The 16,535-nt window shown below is 37.9% G+C and carries 11 protein-coding genes, 4 tRNA genes and 1 other RNA gene; 7 read left to right on the top strand and 9 right to left on the bottom strand.

Features of this window, described 5'->3' with window-relative positions:
• Positions 1-43: 43 nt before the first annotated feature.
• The 8 genes from tuf to H9Q20_RS07785 form a co-directional block, all read right to left on the bottom strand.
• A complete protein-coding gene (gene tuf, locus H9Q20_RS07820; protein ID WP_124640726.1) occupies positions 44-1,255 on the bottom strand; it encodes an elongation factor Tu in 1,212 nt (403 codons plus the stop codon).
• A gap of 268 nt (positions 1,256-1,523) precedes the next feature.
• Positions 1,524-2,888: a sensor histidine kinase gene (locus H9Q20_RS07815; protein WP_187477442.1), complete on the bottom strand. Its 1,365-nt coding sequence runs from the start codon at positions 2,886-2,888 to the stop codon at positions 1,524-1,526.
• 10 nt (positions 2,889-2,898) lie between these two features.
• Positions 2,899-3,573, bottom strand: a complete 675-nt coding sequence (locus H9Q20_RS07810; RefSeq protein WP_187477441.1) for a response regulator transcription factor — start codon at positions 3,571-3,573, stop codon at positions 2,899-2,901.
• A 236-nt stretch (positions 3,574-3,809) separates the two neighbouring features.
• The gene (locus H9Q20_RS07805; RefSeq protein WP_187477440.1) at positions 3,810-4,601 is read right to left on the bottom strand and encodes a GLPGLI family protein; all 792 of its coding nucleotides are present in this window, start codon (positions 4,599-4,601) and stop codon (positions 3,810-3,812) included.
• Positions 4,602-4,603: 2 nt separating this feature from the next.
• Entirely contained in the window at positions 4,604-4,867 is a 264-nt protein-coding gene (locus H9Q20_RS07800) for a hypothetical protein (protein WP_187477439.1), read from the bottom strand.
• Between the two features lie 322 nt (positions 4,868-5,189).
• Positions 5,190-5,924 (bottom strand): Fic family protein, encoded by a 735-nt coding sequence (locus H9Q20_RS07795; protein ID WP_187477438.1) that lies wholly within the window; start codon positions 5,922-5,924, stop codon positions 5,190-5,192.
• Between the two features lie 399 nt (positions 5,925-6,323).
• Positions 6,324-6,723: a transfer-messenger RNA gene (gene ssrA, locus H9Q20_RS07790) on the bottom strand.
• A gap of 65 nt (positions 6,724-6,788) precedes the next feature.
• Positions 6,789-10,760 carry a choice-of-anchor L domain-containing protein gene (locus H9Q20_RS07785; protein WP_262385477.1) on the bottom strand — a complete coding sequence of 1,324 codons (3,972 nt, stop codon included), beginning with the start codon at positions 10,758-10,760 and terminating at the stop codon, positions 6,789-6,791.
• 115 nt (positions 10,761-10,875) lie between these two features.
• Between H9Q20_RS07785 and rpsU the strand changes: the two genes are divergently transcribed.
• The 7 genes from rpsU (at position 10,876) to H9Q20_RS07750 (ending at position 12,963) form a co-directional block, all read left to right on the top strand.
• Complete coding sequence (gene rpsU / locus H9Q20_RS07780) at positions 10,876-11,073, top strand: 30S ribosomal protein S21 (RefSeq protein WP_124640720.1); 198 nt, start codon at positions 10,876-10,878, stop codon at positions 11,071-11,073.
• Between the two features lie 67 nt (positions 11,074-11,140).
• Positions 11,141-12,028, top strand: a complete 888-nt coding sequence (locus H9Q20_RS07775; protein WP_187477436.1) for a tyrosine-type recombinase/integrase — start codon at positions 11,141-11,143, stop codon at positions 12,026-12,028.
• 36 nt (positions 12,029-12,064) lie between these two features.
• Positions 12,065-12,355 carry an HPF/RaiA family ribosome-associated protein gene (locus H9Q20_RS07770; RefSeq protein ID WP_124640718.1) on the top strand — a complete coding sequence of 97 codons (291 nt, stop codon included), beginning with the start codon at positions 12,065-12,067 and terminating at the stop codon, positions 12,353-12,355.
• Between the two features lie 142 nt (positions 12,356-12,497).
• Positions 12,498-12,571: transfer RNA gene (locus H9Q20_RS07765), tRNA-Thr, on the top strand.
• Between the two features lie 17 nt (positions 12,572-12,588).
• Positions 12,589-12,669 (top strand) — tRNA-Tyr (locus H9Q20_RS07760).
• A gap of 102 nt (positions 12,670-12,771) precedes the next feature.
• Positions 12,772-12,844, top strand: a tRNA-Gly gene (locus tag H9Q20_RS07755).
• A gap of 47 nt (positions 12,845-12,891) precedes the next feature.
• Positions 12,892-12,963, top strand: a tRNA-Thr gene (locus H9Q20_RS07750).
• Positions 12,964-13,123: 160 nt separating this feature from the next.
• Here H9Q20_RS07750 and H9Q20_RS07745 read toward each other — a convergent pair.
• Complete coding sequence (locus tag H9Q20_RS07745) at positions 13,124-16,393, bottom strand: fibronectin type III domain-containing protein (RefSeq protein ID WP_187477435.1); 3,270 nt, start codon at positions 16,391-16,393, stop codon at positions 13,124-13,126.
• Between the last annotated feature and the right edge of the window lie 142 nt (positions 16,394-16,535).

Below are 16,535 nucleotides of genomic sequence, written 5' to 3'. Positions count from 1 at the left end.
TCCCGCAAGTTTCCTCGCGGAACTATTTAATATTTTAGATTGATTAGTCGATAATTTCAGTAACCTGACCTGATCCAACTGTTCTACCACCTTCTCTGATCGCGAATCTAAGACCCTCGTTAAGAGCGATTGGTTGCAACAATTCTACAGTGATCTCTAAGTTATCACCTGGCATTACCATTTCTACACCTTCTGGTAAGAAGATCTCACCTGTAACATCGGTAGTTCTAACATAGAACTGAGGACGATATTTGTTGTGGAATGGAGTGTGACGACCACCTTCTTCTTTAGAAAGGATATACACAGATGCTTTGAATTTTTTGTGAGGCTTCACAGAATCTTTCTTAGCGATAACCATACCTCTCTTGATGTCAGTTTTTTCAATACCTCTCAACAATAGACCAACATTATCACCAGCTTCACCTCTATCTAGGATCTTTCTAAACATCTCAACCCCTGTAATTGTAGAAGTCAATTTTTCATCACCCATACCTACGATATCAACAGGATCACCAGTATTAACAACACCAGCTTCGATTCTACCAGTTGCTACAGTACCTCTACCTGTAATAGAGAACACATCTTCGATAGGCATCAAGAATGGCTTATCTGTATCTCTTACCGGCTCGTCGATCCACTCATCAACAGCATCCATCAAAGTCTCAACAGATTTGAACCATTGATCTTCAGTGTTCGCAGGAGATGCAGTAGCAGCAGTTAGTGCTCCTAAAGCTGAACCTTGGATTACTGGAGAGTTGTCACCATCGAAATCATAAGTTGACAACAAGTCTCTAAGTTCCATTTCAACAAGCTCTAACAATTCTGGATCATCCACCATGTCAACTTTGTTCATGAAAACAACAATCTTAGGTACATTTACCTGACGACAAAGCAAGATATGCTCTCTAGTCTGAGGCATTGGACCATCTGTTGCAGCACATACTACGATAGCACCATCCATCTGAGCAGCACCCGTTACCATGTTCTTAACATAATCCGCGTGACCTGGACAGTCAACATGCGCATAGTGTCTTTTTTCAGTTTCGTATTCGATATGAGCAGTATTGATAGTAATCCCTCTTTCTTTTTCTTCCGGAGCAGAGTCAATTGCAGAGAAGTCTTTTTTCTCAGCAAGACCTTTACTTGACAATACAGCAGAGATTGCTGCAGTAAGCGTAGTTTTACCATGGTCAACGTGACCAATAGTACCAATGTTCAAGTGTGGTTTGTTACGATTAAACGTTTCCTTTGCCATGATTTTATGTTATTTAATATTAATTTATCAAATTTTCGGTTTGCAAATATAGTATTTTTTTGAATACCAAAACTTTTTTTAATAAAAATTTATTCAATTTTATTAAAATCTCGCGTTGATATCAATAGCAACCGTTTTCAGAGTGCAAATGTAAGGAAATATTTTCTTTTACAAAATGATGTTTTTTAACTTTTTAGAAAAAATTAACACTTCTACTGTCAGTCTACAGAATTTAATCCTATTAATAAGCTCTGTTTCCACGATGATCTTATTTGCCAAAAAGCAATGTAAATCGATTTGTCCCTTTCATTGGGTTGCAATAGGTAACTTTTCCTTTGTGAAAATCCATGATTCTTTTTACAATAACCAAGCCTAAACCCGATCCCGGAACATTCTGTACATTTTCTCCACGAGAAAAAGGCTGAAACATTTTCTCTTGCTTTTCCTTTGTAATGGCACTTCCTTTTGAATCTACATCTATCCTCAACCCCGTTTCGGTTTCATCAACAAGTACATCCACCTTGGGTTGATCTGAATAAAGCGCTGCGTTTTTTAATAAATTAATTAAAACTATTTCCAGCAGAGACTTGTTCCCCATGATGCTAAAGGTATAGTCCATTTGAACATTTTCGACGATTAAAAAATTCATTTCCAATTCCGGAAAATTGGATTTCACCTTTTGATAGGCATCAAAGATTACCTCATCTACCCTAACCTCTTCAAAAGTGTTCACATTATTTTGATCCTCCATTTTTGCCAACAGCAATAGCGACTGCGTTAGATCCGAAAGCTGATATACTTCTTGAAGGATCTTATCAACCCGCAAACGATCTTCATGAGACACGGATTTTTCATGCGACAAATTTTCCAACTGAAATGCCATCCTGGCCAAAGGTGTCCGAATTTCGTGCGATGCACTTGCCGTAAATCCTTTCTGAGCTTCGAAGACTACATTCAAACGACTTAGCATGATGTTAAACGATTTGGTCAATGCTGCAATCTCGTCACCGGAATCTGTAAAATGTATAGGACTCAATTCATGACTCGAGGTGATGTCTTTAATTTTTGTGTTCAGCACCTCCAAAGGCAACAGGTATTTCCCCATGAAATAATAACTCAGAAAACCAATACTTAACCCTGTGATTAAAAACGAAAAGAGTAATAAATATTTCAAATAATTCAGTTTTGCCACTCCCGTTATGTCTTGAGCACTGGTCAGTATGTAGTAGTTTCTACGGTTAATCTTTCGCAATGCGGCATAAATATCCGGTGAGCCGCCTTCCTTATAAATGGTATTGTTGGCGTCTAAATCTTCTAAAAGATGATCGTCCCAGTGGATAACATCGTCTTTCACCGTGCTGTAGATGAGTTTTTTTTCTTCATTAAAGATCAGAATCTGTTCGTTGAGCAAAACATTGTCCGAATTTTCATTGAAAAAAACAGGAGCCTCTTCATCAAAATCTTTGGATTGCTCGATAAAACGAACGGTAAAAACCAAACGCTGCTTGAATCTGTTTTCGAATTCGTCCCGTCTGAAATCGCTGAAAGAAAAATAGATAACCACCATGACCACCGCAAAAAGGATGGAAAACACGATGCTGATTCTGATGGCTATTTTTCGTTTTAAAGACATCTCTTCTTGCTTAGATTGAACTCATGTAATATCCAAATCCCGAACGGGTATGGATGAGTTTGGTTGAAAAATCTTTATCAATTTTTTTTCTTAAAAAATTAATATACACCTCAACGGTATTCGTGTTGGTATTAAAATTATGCTCCCATACTTGCTCGGTAATTTCTTGCTTGGAGACAATCTTTCCTTCGGCTTCGGCCAAGAATACCAAAAGTTGAAATTCTTTTAAAGTTAGGGTGATTTCTTTTCCGGAACGGGTAACTTTTCTCTGCGGCTTGTTGATGACCAAATCTTCAATCCGGATCACATCCGAAGGTTCTTCTTTAGATGTCCTGCGGAGCAAGGAGTTTATTTTCATCCACAATTCATCAAAATGAAAAGGTTTCACCAAATAATCATCGGCATATCGGTTGTACGCATCCATTTTATCCGAAAGTTCGCCGTAGGCAGAAATCATCAGTATGGGCACCAAAACATCTTCTTTTCGGATCATCGAACAAATATCCAAACCATTTCCGTTGGGCACATTGATGTCCAATAGAAAAACATCGTAGTTGTCCTTTTTAAATTGATCTACAAACTGATCGCCGGAATAGACCTTGGTACACACTGTATTTTTTTGTTCTAAAAATTTTGAAATCTCAGATGACAGTATTAGATCATCTTCTAACAAAAGAATATTCATAAAAATTATTGCCTACACAAAAGTACGAAATAAACTTAGGAATTATAAAATTGCCAAACATTGAAACTTGTTAAAAAGAGAAAAAAAACTCTTTCAAAATTACAGCTCTTTGACAATTTCTTTCCTCATTTATATTTAAGTTCAATATCAATTGGATTGGTTTGGATAAAAAAAAACCATCAGTTAACTGATGGCCTAAAGTTCGTTAAAATTGGTTTGTAATAATTCTATTATTTCTACTCATTTTCTATTGTTTCCCTTTTTCTATTTCTAATTTCTCTAGCTTTATTCTCGTCCATTTCTATCCCAAAAGACCTTGCCCTGCTTAATATATTTTCGGCATAATTCTTTTGCGCTTCTAAAAATAACTTCTTCTCAACACTCTTCAATTTACTCATTTTGTATTTGGGATAAGTAAATGTCTCGCTGTTTTTTGGATCGAACTTAACCAATGCAAATGCAAACCTCTTTTCCGTATCCTCTAATTCCAAAATCAAACCCGGCAATCCGGAAAATTTATATGGCCCATCATGAAAAGGTATTTGTGGAGCAAACCACGCTACAAATGTTCTTCCGTAAGAAGTTACGGTAGCCTTCTGACAGGCATAACCCTGTATTTCTTTCTTCTCCTCCGAAATTTTCCATCGATTCCTTAACAATTCTTCTGAATATTGAAAATTATCTTTACCTATATTATCAATAATTTCCATTCTATTCTCCTTATATTTCTTGAAAACATAAGATGTAATAAATGTTTTTGTTTGTCCGACAAAACTTATACGGGTATGTCCAAGATCCGATTCGTGCAAAGCAACATCCGTAATCGAATCGTTCTTTCTTTGATTAAGGCTATGAAAAACAGACTTGCCGTCTTCAATATTTAGCACAAAGTATTCTTGAAAAAATTTACTTGGATTAATTTTCGAATAATATCTAAACTGATAATAAAAACTCATCGGCTTACTTTCTTTTACCTCTTGCGAAAAAAGAAAAATTGGAAACAATAAAAATATAAGAAATTTATACATAGTTAACATTCAATAAAACAACCACCACAGAAAACATCTTCCAATAAATATTTAAATTCTACCTCTTCTTCATGATGTATTTCTTCATCTCTACACAACAAACCACCTTCCCCACAAGAAGACTGCACCCATTTGCAATAAGTCAATTTTAATTCAGGTGGAGTTTTTGTCTCTTTAATTTCATTTTTAGTTTTTGAATGTGAATATTTTATTTTCACAATTCCATCTTTCGCACTTGCCATTACTGTAACAACTACTGCTGCCATTGTCATAATTTTTCTCATCGTATAATAATTTGTTTATAATACGACGAAATTAAAATTAAAATTAAAATTAATATTATGCAAATTTTAATAGAAAAAAATACCCTTTGGAGAAATTTAGAATACTTCCAGATAAAAAACTAAATTTTGAGGAAACACTCCCCATGCGTTCAAATCTTGTACAATTCCCAAAAAACAAAAAGCGCAGCTAACCACTTATCGGTTAAATGCGCTTAAATCTTTGTAGAGTTGGTTGCTCTTCGTTTGAATGTATTACCACCTAGTAAAAATTTATTTACGAATTCAATCATGATACTTTTTAGGGCTATTTCACGATATTAATAATCCTTTGCATGGTTTCTTTTACATTGTCTTTGATGAGGTCTAAAAACGGCTGTATATTGTTTTTGGTTTGTGCGGTGGCTAATGCATGATAATACTTTAGGCGGTTATCTGTATCACCTTTTAAAATGGCTATTGGAAAACCGTTCTTAATCAAAATCAAATTCATTAAAAGGCGTGAGATTCTACCGTTGCCATCTATAAATGGGTGTATCGTTACCAGTTTCTCATGCATCAATGCGGACAATTCTACGGGGTGCAATTGGTTTTTATTCTCATTGTACCATAGAAATAAATTCTCCATTTCTTTAGGCACTAAATACGGCTGAGGTGGCACATGTTCAGTTCCCGAAATTAGTACTTGTACATTTCTATATTTACCAGCGTTGGAGTTATCAATACTTTGTAAAATTAGTCTATGTATTTGCAGTAAATCTCTTTCATTTACGGGGTCTTCGGTGGTGGCTAATTCTTTAATATAATCTATTGCTTGGGCGTGGTTAATGGCTTCAAGATGTTCATTCATAGATTTTCCACCAATGGTTAAACCTTTCTCAATCACTAAGGCGGTTTCTTGTAATGTCAGCGTGTTACCCTCTATTTTATTACTTTCATAAGTGTACTCAATATCAAATGCCTTTGCTACTTTTTCCCCTTGATTTTGGCGTAATTCGTCCAACTCTTTTTTTAGTTGGTCTAATTGGTCGTATGTGGTCATATCGTTGTTGTCTTTAGTCGTTTATACAATCTTTAAGATGAATTCAAATTTTTCTTTGGGTGCTAGAATCCCATTCTTTAGGATTAACTGAGAAAGGTGTTTTTAATTTTACCCGAAAATCTCGATTTAATACATACAATAAAAATATTGTTGATTTTTCCGTATCCTTATTTCTAAGAATAAAGTTGATAGTTGCTATCTTTTTTATATTTGAACACTCAAAGATAATAAAAAATCAAAATGGGTAAACGGATGCGTAAACGGATTTAAGACTTAGCTCAATTTTTTTTACAATTTTATGCAATCTTTGTTAAACCTCATCAATAGGCGTTAATTGTTGTATCCATCGGTGTTATAACGAAAAAAAAGGCACTCGATTGAGTACCTTAATTTTTCACTTTGTGGAGTTGGAGGGATTCGAACCCTCGTCCAAACAAGCAACACGCAAGCTTTCTACATGCTTATTCTGCAATTGATTTTCGACCAAAAACAGAGCACAGACACCCAATTTTCAGCTTATCTTCTAAGATTTTCGATCACCAACCGAAGCTTTTAGTGACTTATTCCTGCATTGCTATGCCCCAGAATCAAATGCCGCAGAACAGAGCATTTGTGAGACATCTTGCCTCCTTACTATCTTCGGGAGAACGCTTGAATCCTACTAAACTTCAGATTAAGCAGCAAGAGCGAACTCTTCGTTGCCAGTTAAAATGTTGTAGCAAGGGATTAAAGAGATCGCGCTACGGTTCTCTGCATGCTTACTTACCCATTGGTCTTGCTGTCGAAACCAGTCAACCCCATGTTTAAGTCTTGCAAAAGTACATTATATAATTGTGGAAATCAAGTTATACATTCAAAAAAACATCAATCTCTATTTTTCAACAAAATCCATCCTGTTTTTTCAATCAGCTTAGAAGAAATAGGATCTTTCCAATGCAATTGATACCAATAAGTTGCCGTTGGCAATGGATAGTTGATGTACTGACCGTTCCAAATGTAATTGGACTTACTGGCTTTGAAAACCGGTTTTCCGTATCGATCGTAGATGCCTCCACCGAAATTGTCATATTTTGCCAACTCTGCAAAACTGATGGTATCGTTGTTGCCATCGTTGTTTGGAGTAATCAAATTCGGAATGTAAACGGTAAAATACAGTACGGAATTCGAGCAATTCATTCCTTGATTTCTTACCGTAATGGTATAGTTCATATTGCTTTCAATACCGGAAAAGACATTAGAACTTTGCCATGTAGCTCCATGATCCAATGAATATTCCAACGGTGTCCCTTGCGGATTGGTCGCTGTAATGGTCAAAGTATGGTTTTCGAAAACCACTTCTTTAATTTCGGGAACAACGGTATAAGTAACAATTGCGGTAACGGATTTGGTACAAGTTCCGTTATCAATCACCACAGAATAAGTCCCCGGAAGCACAACATCTATGGTCTGACTTGTCTGTCCCGTACTCCACAGATAGGTATAGTTAGGACCTGCACCTGCATCCAAAGTCAGAGCATCGCCTTTACACATGTGTCCGTTTTGAAGTACAGATACAATCGCAGGAACCACTTCAATGGTAATATTGGTAGGATTGGCGGCAGCACAACCGTTTGCTCCAACCCCCGTTACAGAATAAGTTGTTGTAACATCTGGGGTAACCGTTTGTGTATTTCCGTTTCCTGTAAGTCCAGTCCAAATATAGGTAACAGCACCTGCTGCCGTCAAAATTACCGATTGTCCTTTACAAATTTTTATGGAAGAGGCATTCACCGCAATGGTTGGTGGAGTAATGTTTTTAACAACCACCACCTGACTTTGAGCCGAGCAACCGTTAGGGTTTGGACTGGTAATGGTCAGCGTGTAAGTTCCTGCTGCATTCACCACAGGTGTTGTTGTATTGGCACCCGAAACAATATTTCCACCCCCAGAAGCCGTCCAAAGTAAGGTAGAATTTGGCACAAAAACAGAATTTGAAGCATTCAAGGTGATTTGTGAATTGGTACAGTTAATTTGTCCAGGAGTTGCAATATTAATCACAATCGCCGGATCCATGGTTACCGTAACCGATTTCTGAAACACACAACCAGAAGGAGTCGTCACCGTAACGGTATAAACACCGGGAGTTGTAATGAGCGTTGTATTGCCGTTGGCACCGTTTGACCAAGAAAAGATGTTCGAAGTTCCATCCGCTGTAACCGTAAGCGTTGTCGAACTTCCTTGACAGAAATTAAGATTTCCTGTTATTTGTATGTTAGGATCTGGAGTCGACACCAAAGTTACCGATGCTGTATTTCCTGTACAATTCCCGTTAGTCGTTGTTAGCGTATAAGTCCCAGGTACCGTCACCGTGATGCTTTGATTGGTTGAACCGTTGGACCAAAGATTCCCCACCGCATAATTAGAAGTTAAAACCACAGGCGTATTTCCACAAATTGCCGGTGCAGATTGTGTAATGTTTGTCACCGGAATGGCCACAACATTCAGTTGCAACTCAGCAATAGAAGTACATGTCCCTGCTTTTACCAAAACATAAATTAAGGCATTTCCAGATGTATATGCGGTTGGATTGGCAATCGTATTGGCACTTCCTGCTTGTGCATCGGCTAAATTTTGATAAAAAGAAAAAATTGCATTTGGATTGGCGGAAATTAAATTTTGCGCCGCAGTCAAATTGAACAACGCTGTAGTTGCTACCGAGCATTCGTTCAATGTCGCATTCTGAACCACAGGAGTAGAAGAAACCGTCAACTGAAGTTGTACAACTGTAGAGCAAGTTCCTTTTTTCACCAAAACATAAACGGTTGCGTTGGGCGAAGTATAGGCATTGGAATTGACAATGGTATTGGCATTTGCAGCTACAGCATCCGCTTGATTTTGATAATATGTAAAGGTAACTCCGGGCGTGGTACTGATTGCATTTTGTGCCGATGTCAAATTAAAAGTTGCTGTTGCATTTGCCGAACATTCACTCAACTGAGCGTTCTGAGCGGTTGGTGGCGCATCTGTAGTAACAGTTACCGATTTAACATACTGACAGCCTGCTGCCGTAGTCACCGTTACCGTATAGACACCTGCCGCAGTTACGGTTATTGCCGGAGTTGTTGCACCGGTATTCCAAGCATAAGTATTTCCTGTACCATCTGCACTTGCCGTGAGTGTCGATGCACCACCTTGACAAAAAGCCAAGTTACCAGAAATTTGAAGATTGGGATCTACAGAGTCCGTTATGGTAACAGAAGCCGGTGCACTGGTACAAGTACCAACAGAATTGGTTACGGTATAAGTTCCCGCTGCATTCACAACAATACTTTGAGTTGTTGCACCTGTTGACCATAGATTTCCAGAAGTATAATTTGAGGTTAAAGTTACCGTTCCACCGGCACACAAAACACCGGAAGAAGCCGTAACGGTTGGTATTGCCGGAGTTTGATTTACGGTTAATTGCAGTTGAGCAACATTAAAACAATTACCCACCTGCACTCGCACATATAAAGTGGTATTGGCCGAAGAAAATGCCGTAGCATTTCCTATGGCATTGGTATTACCCGCCAAGGCATCTGCCTGATTTTGATAATACGAAAAAACCGCACCCGGGGTTGTACTTATATTGGGTTGTGCATTGGTCAGGTTAAAAACTCCCGTCGTGGTACTGGAACAGACTTCCAACGAAGTATTCTGTACCGTTGGCGCGGGTGTAGATGTGATAACCACCTGAGCGGTACCCGGACAATTACTTCCCGGAACTGTAACTTCTACAGAATAAGTTCCTGGCTGTGTTGCTGTGTAAGTATCGTTGGTTGCACCGGCAATAGGGTTGCCATTCAAAAACCATTGATAAGTTGCTCCACTCGCCTGTGAAGTAGCGACCATGGTCTGAGAAATCGGGCCACAAACATTTACATTTGGTGGCAACGCAGCACCGGTTCCGTCGCCAATTTGAACACCAATATTAAAAGATCCAGCTTGGATAAAAACTCCAGAGTCAAAAGAAGAGTCTGAATAATCCGCCAAAACAATTTTGAAATGATAGGTTTGCCCTGGAATGACAGTAGCAGTAGCAGTTAACGGAATTGTCCTTCCATTAAAATTAGTTTCTATGTTATTGGAGTTGTAGCCGTTGAAATACTGTTCGTTTACAGAGCCACAATTCCCCGGAATATTTGGGTGAATATTGGTCACACTCACGGGACCGGCATTATTGGGCAATACGGCCAAATTGGTATAGTTGGGATCTCCTTGTTTCTTAATTAATAATGCAAAACCATCTGTAAATGTACATGGATAAGAACTGGAATATTCTTCTGAGGCAAAAATATAATTAAACGAAATGGTAGAAACCGAAGGCACGAAATCAAACGAAATGTATGTTGCATCATTCAACTGGCCATTAGACACATTAATTGCAGTTGCCAAATCCGTATCACCACCTGTTCCTAATACATCACTTAAAGTTCCATTTGCGAAATTATTTCCCGCTCTTCTGGCATATCCCGAGGTGAGTACAATACCATCTGTAAAAGGAAAAGCCGTAAGCGCTTTGTTAAAATATCCCCAAGATCTATTAACATCTGTAGCTGCCAAATTGGGAGAAACCTGAACATTAGAAATATTTGGTGTCGCACAATTGCTATTGCCACCCGTAATCAATATATTTTTTATCAATTGATCGATGGTATAAGCGCTCGGAGCATAACCTGCAGCGTTAACATCAATAAAAGCTCCGGCCCTTAAAGTTTGAGCTGAAGGCGTTTCTACCCGAGCCGCACGATTTCTTTGAGCAAAAGAAAATCCGCTCATCAAAAGAAAAATAAATAATATGTATGAATTTAATTTCATCGTTGATAATATTTCTACAAATGTAAGATTTTTTAGGCTTTTTTGCATTTACTGAAATAAATTTGTGAGTTAAAAAAATAGTTCTTACTTTTGCACCCGAAATGAGATGTAAAATATGTTAATAATTCAAGTAAAAGACGGAGAGTCTATCGACAGAGCACTTAAGAAGTACAAAAGAAAATATGATAAAACAAGAGTTGTTAGATCACTAAGAGCGAGACAACAGTTTATCAAACCTTCCGTTACCAACAGACAAGCTAAACTAAAAGCGGCTCACAAACAAAGAGAAGCTAGTAGAGAAGAACAAGCTTAATTATTTTCAATAAAATAATATTGATCTCTTTCCGAATTTGTAAATTTGGAAAGAGATTTTTTTTATTATGACCCAGCGTTTCCTAGAGTATCTCACCAAAGAAAAAAGATACTCCCCCAACACCATCAGCAGCTATAAAAAAGACTTAGAAGATTTTGAAAATTTTCTAGCGAAAACCGAAGGCCACAACAGCATTGCTAAAGCAGATAGAAAAATCATCAGAAATTTCATGATTTCTTTAAGCGAAAAAGAACTGAACAAAAGAAGCATCAACAGAAAATTATCCAGTCTTAGATCTTTTTTCACCTTCCTTATGAGAGTTGGAGAACTAAAAACTTCTCCAATGGAAAACATAAACTCATTAAAATTCTATCCCAAAAAGCAAATCCCCATATCCAAGGACGAAATGGAAGACCTCAGCAACACTTGGGAGGACTCACCCAGCCTACTCCACCAGCTGATCATAGAGGTATTGTACCAAACCGGCATCCGTAGAGCAGAGCTATGCACCTTACTCTACCAAAACACCGATCTTACCAATAACGAAATAAAAGTCACTGGAAAAGGAAACAAAACGAGAATCATCCCCATTTCTATTGAGCTTAAAAACAAACTCTCAGAATATTTAAGCCTCAGAAAACCAAATGAGAACAGCCAACATCTGTTTTTTGTAAATGAAAAAGGGAAAAAACTCACAGAAAAATTTGTCTATCTCACGGTTACTTCCTACCTTAGTCTTGTTACTTCAAAAGACAAAAAAAGCCCACACATCCTAAGACATAGTTTCGCAACACACATCTTGGACAACGGGGCCGAAATATCTAAAGTACAAAAGATTTTGGGGCACGCCTCGTTGGCATCAACACAAGTTTACACCAACGCCAACATCGAACAATTAAAAAAAGCATACAACAAAGCTCATCCAAGAGCAAATAACAATGAAGAAGAAACTTAAGGTTTCAAAGTTTAACCAAATTAAAATTGACAGATTATGAAAATTACAGTTCAGTCAATGGGATTGACTCCTCACGAACCACTAGAAGACCACATCGAAAAAAAATTAAACAAACTTGCGACCTTCTACGATCGTATCCAAGAATGCAAAGTGTTCTTAAAAGTTGAAAACACTTCCGACAAGGAGAACAAAACTTCAGAGATCATCTTAGTCGTTCCCGGCGATGACATCGTAGTTAAGAAGACCGGTGCTAGTTTTGAAGAAAGTTTAGACCTTTGCGCCGAAGCCGCTAAGAAACTCTTAATCAAGAAGAAAGAAATGGCTTAGAAAAAAAGTTCAAAAAAAAGTTAATTTTTTTTCAAAATAATTTGGGGATTTCAAAAAAAGTGCTCATATTTGCACCCGTAAAACAGAAACAAACACAACAAGTTTGACTGTTTGCAGAAAGAGAAGTTCTTTTGAAATCTTTGCCTCCATAGCTCAGTTGGCCAGAGCACGTGATTTGTAATCTCGGGGTCGTGGGTTCGAATCCCTCTGGAGGCTCTTTAAAAAAATGGATCGGGGAGATTCCAGAGTGGCTAAATGGGACTGACTGTAACTCAGTTGCTTCGGCTTCGTAGGTTCGAATCCTGCTCTCCCCACTATTTTTTTAAATAAAAAAAGATTAAAAAAAATGTTGCAGATTAAAATTTAATTCTTAAATTTGCACACCGTTTACCAACACTGTTAAGTAAACACTTAATGCGGAAGTAGCTCAGTTGGTAGAGCGTCAGCCTTCCAAGCTGAATGTCGCGGGTTCGACCCCCGTCTTCCGCTCTAAAATCACAACCAACTTAGGATTGTGATTTTTTTTTCAACAAACCGCCGTTATAGCTCAGGGGTAGAGCGCTTCCTTGGTAAGGAAGAGGTCTCGGGTTCAATTCCCGATAATGGCTCTTAAAATCTCTCATTTTTTTGAGAGATTTTTTTGTACCCGTTCATGAAAAAAAAAACATTCCTTGTAATTATGAATCTCATAACTTGATTATGTTTTTATAACAAAAAAAGCTGTCCAGACTTTTTGGACAGCTTTATTCATGGTTAAAAAATTAATTATTATTTCTTCATTACTTTGACAGATGATGTTGTTCCGTCCCTATGAACCAGTTGTAAAATATACATTCCGGATTTCAGATCACCCAATTGCAATTGTGCAGCAGGTCTTTCAATGGTTTTTACCAATCTTCCAGAAGCATCCATAACCTGTACCGATTTCAGGTCTCTAGTCCCAGAAATTGCAACAACATCATGGAAAGGATTTGGATATACCATAATTCCATCTTTTGTATTTACTTCTGAAGTTCCTAAAACATCTTGATCTATGTTTATATTATCCACATATAAAGCGTATTGGTTTGCAATAGAATAAGCATTGAATCCAAAGTAATACACTCCAGTTGTTGGAACCGTAAAAGAATATGTCACGGTCTGTTTAGCAGAACCAGTAATATTTGGCAAATCAACCACCTGTGTTGTCATTGCAGTTGCATCCGCTGAAGTTCCAAACGCCACTTTCATTTTTTCAACATAAGTTGTACTGTTGTTACCGTAGTCAAAAGAGATTTTGTAATTGGTACCCGCAATTAAATTAATACCCGCTGTATAAAACCATGCATTTGCAGCATTAGACGAGCTATAAGAATACCTTAAAACTTGAGAATTAAATCCGTATCCTGGACTAGCAATTGTAGTCCAATTATTTCCACTTCCCACATTTTGATTCGTGGTACAGTTAGGCAAAGCCGGCACCGTAACCGCATCAAAATTTTGAACATATGGAAGATTAACTGCATCACACGCCGTTGCAAAACTTGGCAATGCAACCCATGGACTTTGATCGGTAGATGAACATCTGGATCTCACCCATACATAATATACTGAACTTGGATTTAATGATGTTAGATTCGCTGTAAGACCCGCCACAGTAGTTGTAGGAGTCGTAGTCGGTATAGGTGCAGTATTCATCACACTATAATAAACATCATATCCATTGGCTGGAACTGTTGCTGGAGCAACCCAGTTAACAGTTGCTGCGGTCGTTGTAATATTCGTTACAGATAATGTTGTAGGCTCTTCACATGATGAGTTAGGTTCCCAATAGATATCGTCCCAATAATACGATTTAGCATCATTTTTATTCTTTAATGCCAATCTCGCTCCAGAAGGAACCGTATTCGGAATCACAACCTGATATTGAGCGGCCGATCCTGCATAAGTGGTATTGTTTATCGTAAGATCTTCTAAAGATACAAAACTATTCAGGTCATTAATATCCGTTACATATCCAACAGAAAGAGTCCCACCGGTTCCTGAAGATATTCTGGCTTTGAATCTCAATCGATGAGTACCTGCATCTACATTAGAAAAAACAGGCAAGGCAACAATGGTTGGCGTTTGTGTCGCCGATGCATATTGATATATGTTTTTGGTTCCTGTTGCTGGAGTAACCGTTGAAATGGACATGGATCCCGCAGAAGTAGCAGCTGCCATTCTTACCCAACAATCCGGAACAATACTTCCTGATGCATAACTTTCAAAACCTTCATACATATAAGCAACAGGCAGACATGATGTTTTGAAACTTGGCAATGCCAACCAAGTACTTTGGTCTGTAGAACTACAATGACTTCTTACCCAAACATAATAGGTGGTGTTATCTGTAAGAGAACTAAGATTAGCAGTAGTTGAATTAACATTCACATTTGGAGTAGATGTAGATGTTGGCGCAGTATTCGTTGTACTATAATAAACATCATAACCCCCTGTTGGACTAGAAGTAGATGCTGTCCAAGTTAAAGTTGCTCCATCAGCTGTGATATTACTTACTGTTAAATCGGATGGCTCAAGACAAGTTGGTACCGGTTCCCAATTCACCTCATCCCAATAATAAGCCTTACCATCATTTTTATTTTTAATTGCCAGTCTAGCATTCGATGGAAGCGTATTCGGAACAATCACTTTATATTCAGCGGACGGAACTGTATATGAAGTATTATTGATCGTCAAATCCTCAATAGTCACAAAACTCATCACATCCGTCACATCGGTTACATAACCGACTGACAATGTACCTCCCGCAACAGTCGTTCTAGCCTTAAACCTCAACCAATGGGTCCCAGCATTGACATTAGAAAACTCTGGTAAAGCAACAATTGTTGGGCTTTGTGTTGTTGATGCATATTGATAAACATTTTTCGTACCTGCAGCAGGAGTTGCTGTAGAAATCGACATGGATCCCGCTGAAGCAGACGGAGCCATTCTCTCCCAGCAAGTAGGAACAAAATTCCCCGTAGCTGTCGTCTCAAAACCTTCATACAGAGAAGCAACAGGCGCACAAGATGTTTTAAATTTCAAATAAGATCCGTTCCATGGTCCTGTTTCCGATGTACACAAAGATCTCATCCATACATAATATTCCGTATTTGGGCTTAAACCAGCAATTGTAGTCGACACTCCCGTAACAGCAGACATATTGGGAGTTGTAGCAACTGTGGGTGGCGTACTTGAAGTACTATAATACACATCATACCCTAGAGAAGGTACTGAAGCTGGAGCCGTCCATGAAAAAGTTGCAGAATTGGCAGAAACAGCTGTTGTTGTCAAAGCCGAAGGCGGCATACAAGAAACTATTGCATCTGCAGAAAACGCAAATATGTTAGGCAATCCTCCACCTGAAACCTTGGTAATCGTAGCGCTTTGTATTTGTTTGGATTGATTTGCAGCATCAATACCAAGTTCAACCTGATACAACCTTGGGTTAGTCCCACCACCAGATTCTAAAGCATTCGATGATCTTTTCACCCTACCAATACCATAAATCGCATAATTAGCACCATTGTACCAATCCGACAATGAAATACCACTGATGGTTTGAGTACTGGAATCTGTAAATGTAATCGTAACATCTACCACAGAAGTTCCACTTCCTGAAGTGGCTAACATAAATAAACGATTCGCTGAAATTGGAGTCGAAAAATTTAAAACACCACTATCCGCAGGCAACACCAATCGTAGAGCATTATTTCCTGAATAAGATGCAAGCTGAAACGGCAAACCAACGGTTGATGCAACCATTGAACTAAAGCTTCCATCTATCGGCAGACCATAGGTAAGATCCGGACTTGTCGCTAAAGGTTTAAAATCTTTTGACAAAAAAGCATAATCTACCCCATCGACATCAGAAGTTGTAGAACTGATGGAATTCCCTACTCCATTAGCTATAACATCATGATTAAACCCAGATTGTATGGGAACAGACTGATAAACTTGAGCATTGCTGTACAAGGATGCAATCAGCAATGCAGAGCATAGTAATTTTACTTTCATAATTATTAATTTAATATAATTTAATTTGTTGCTAATATAAATATTATTTTCATTTTATTGCAATAATAATTGATTTTTAACATTTTAAATTAAATTTTATCGTTCATCCTTTATGTTTTATTTACTTTTTCTTGATTATTCA

The organism is Amniculibacterium sp. G2-70, assembly GCF_014353055.1.
GTDB classification, from domain to species: Bacteria; Bacteroidota; Bacteroidia; order Flavobacteriales; family Weeksellaceae; genus Amniculibacterium; species Amniculibacterium aquaticum.
Note: the sequence above shows the minus strand (reverse complement) of the source record. Positions and strands in the feature narration are given on the sequence as shown.

What these genes read in the sequence shown, in the direction of transcription:
- tuf (WP_124640726.1), bottom strand. Translation starts at nt 1,255, where the DNA reads ATGGCAAAGGAAACGTTTAATCGTAACAAACCACACTTGAACATTGGT.
- H9Q20_RS07815 (WP_187477442.1), bottom strand. Translation starts at nt 2,888, where the DNA reads ATGTCTTTAAAACGAAAAATAGCCATCAGAATCAGCATCGTGTTTTCC.
- H9Q20_RS07810 (WP_187477441.1), bottom strand. Translation starts at nt 3,573, where the DNA reads ATGAATATTCTTTTGTTAGAAGATGATCTAATACTGTCATCTGAGATT.
- H9Q20_RS07805 (WP_187477440.1), bottom strand. Translation starts at nt 4,601, where the DNA reads ATGTATAAATTTCTTATATTTTTATTGTTTCCAATTTTTCTTTTTTCG.
- H9Q20_RS07800 (WP_187477439.1), bottom strand. Translation starts at nt 4,867, where the DNA reads ATGGCAGCAGTAGTTGTTACAGTAATGGCAAGTGCGAAAGATGGAATT.
- H9Q20_RS07795 (WP_187477438.1), bottom strand. Translation starts at nt 5,924, where the DNA reads ATGACCACATACGACCAATTAGACCAACTAAAAAAAGAGTTGGACGAA.
- H9Q20_RS07785 (WP_262385477.1), bottom strand. Translation starts at nt 10,760, where the DNA reads ATGAAATTAAATTCATACATATTATTTATTTTTCTTTTGATGAGCGGA.
- rpsU (WP_124640720.1), top strand. Translation starts at nt 10,876, where the DNA reads ATGTTAATAATTCAAGTAAAAGACGGAGAGTCTATCGACAGAGCACTT.
- H9Q20_RS07775 (WP_187477436.1), top strand. Translation starts at nt 11,141, where the DNA reads ATGACCCAGCGTTTCCTAGAGTATCTCACCAAAGAAAAAAGATACTCC.
- H9Q20_RS07770 (WP_124640718.1), top strand. Translation starts at nt 12,065, where the DNA reads ATGAAAATTACAGTTCAGTCAATGGGATTGACTCCTCACGAACCACTA.
- H9Q20_RS07745 (WP_187477435.1), bottom strand. Translation starts at nt 16,393, where the DNA reads ATGAAAGTAAAATTACTATGCTCTGCATTGCTGATTGCATCCTTGTAC.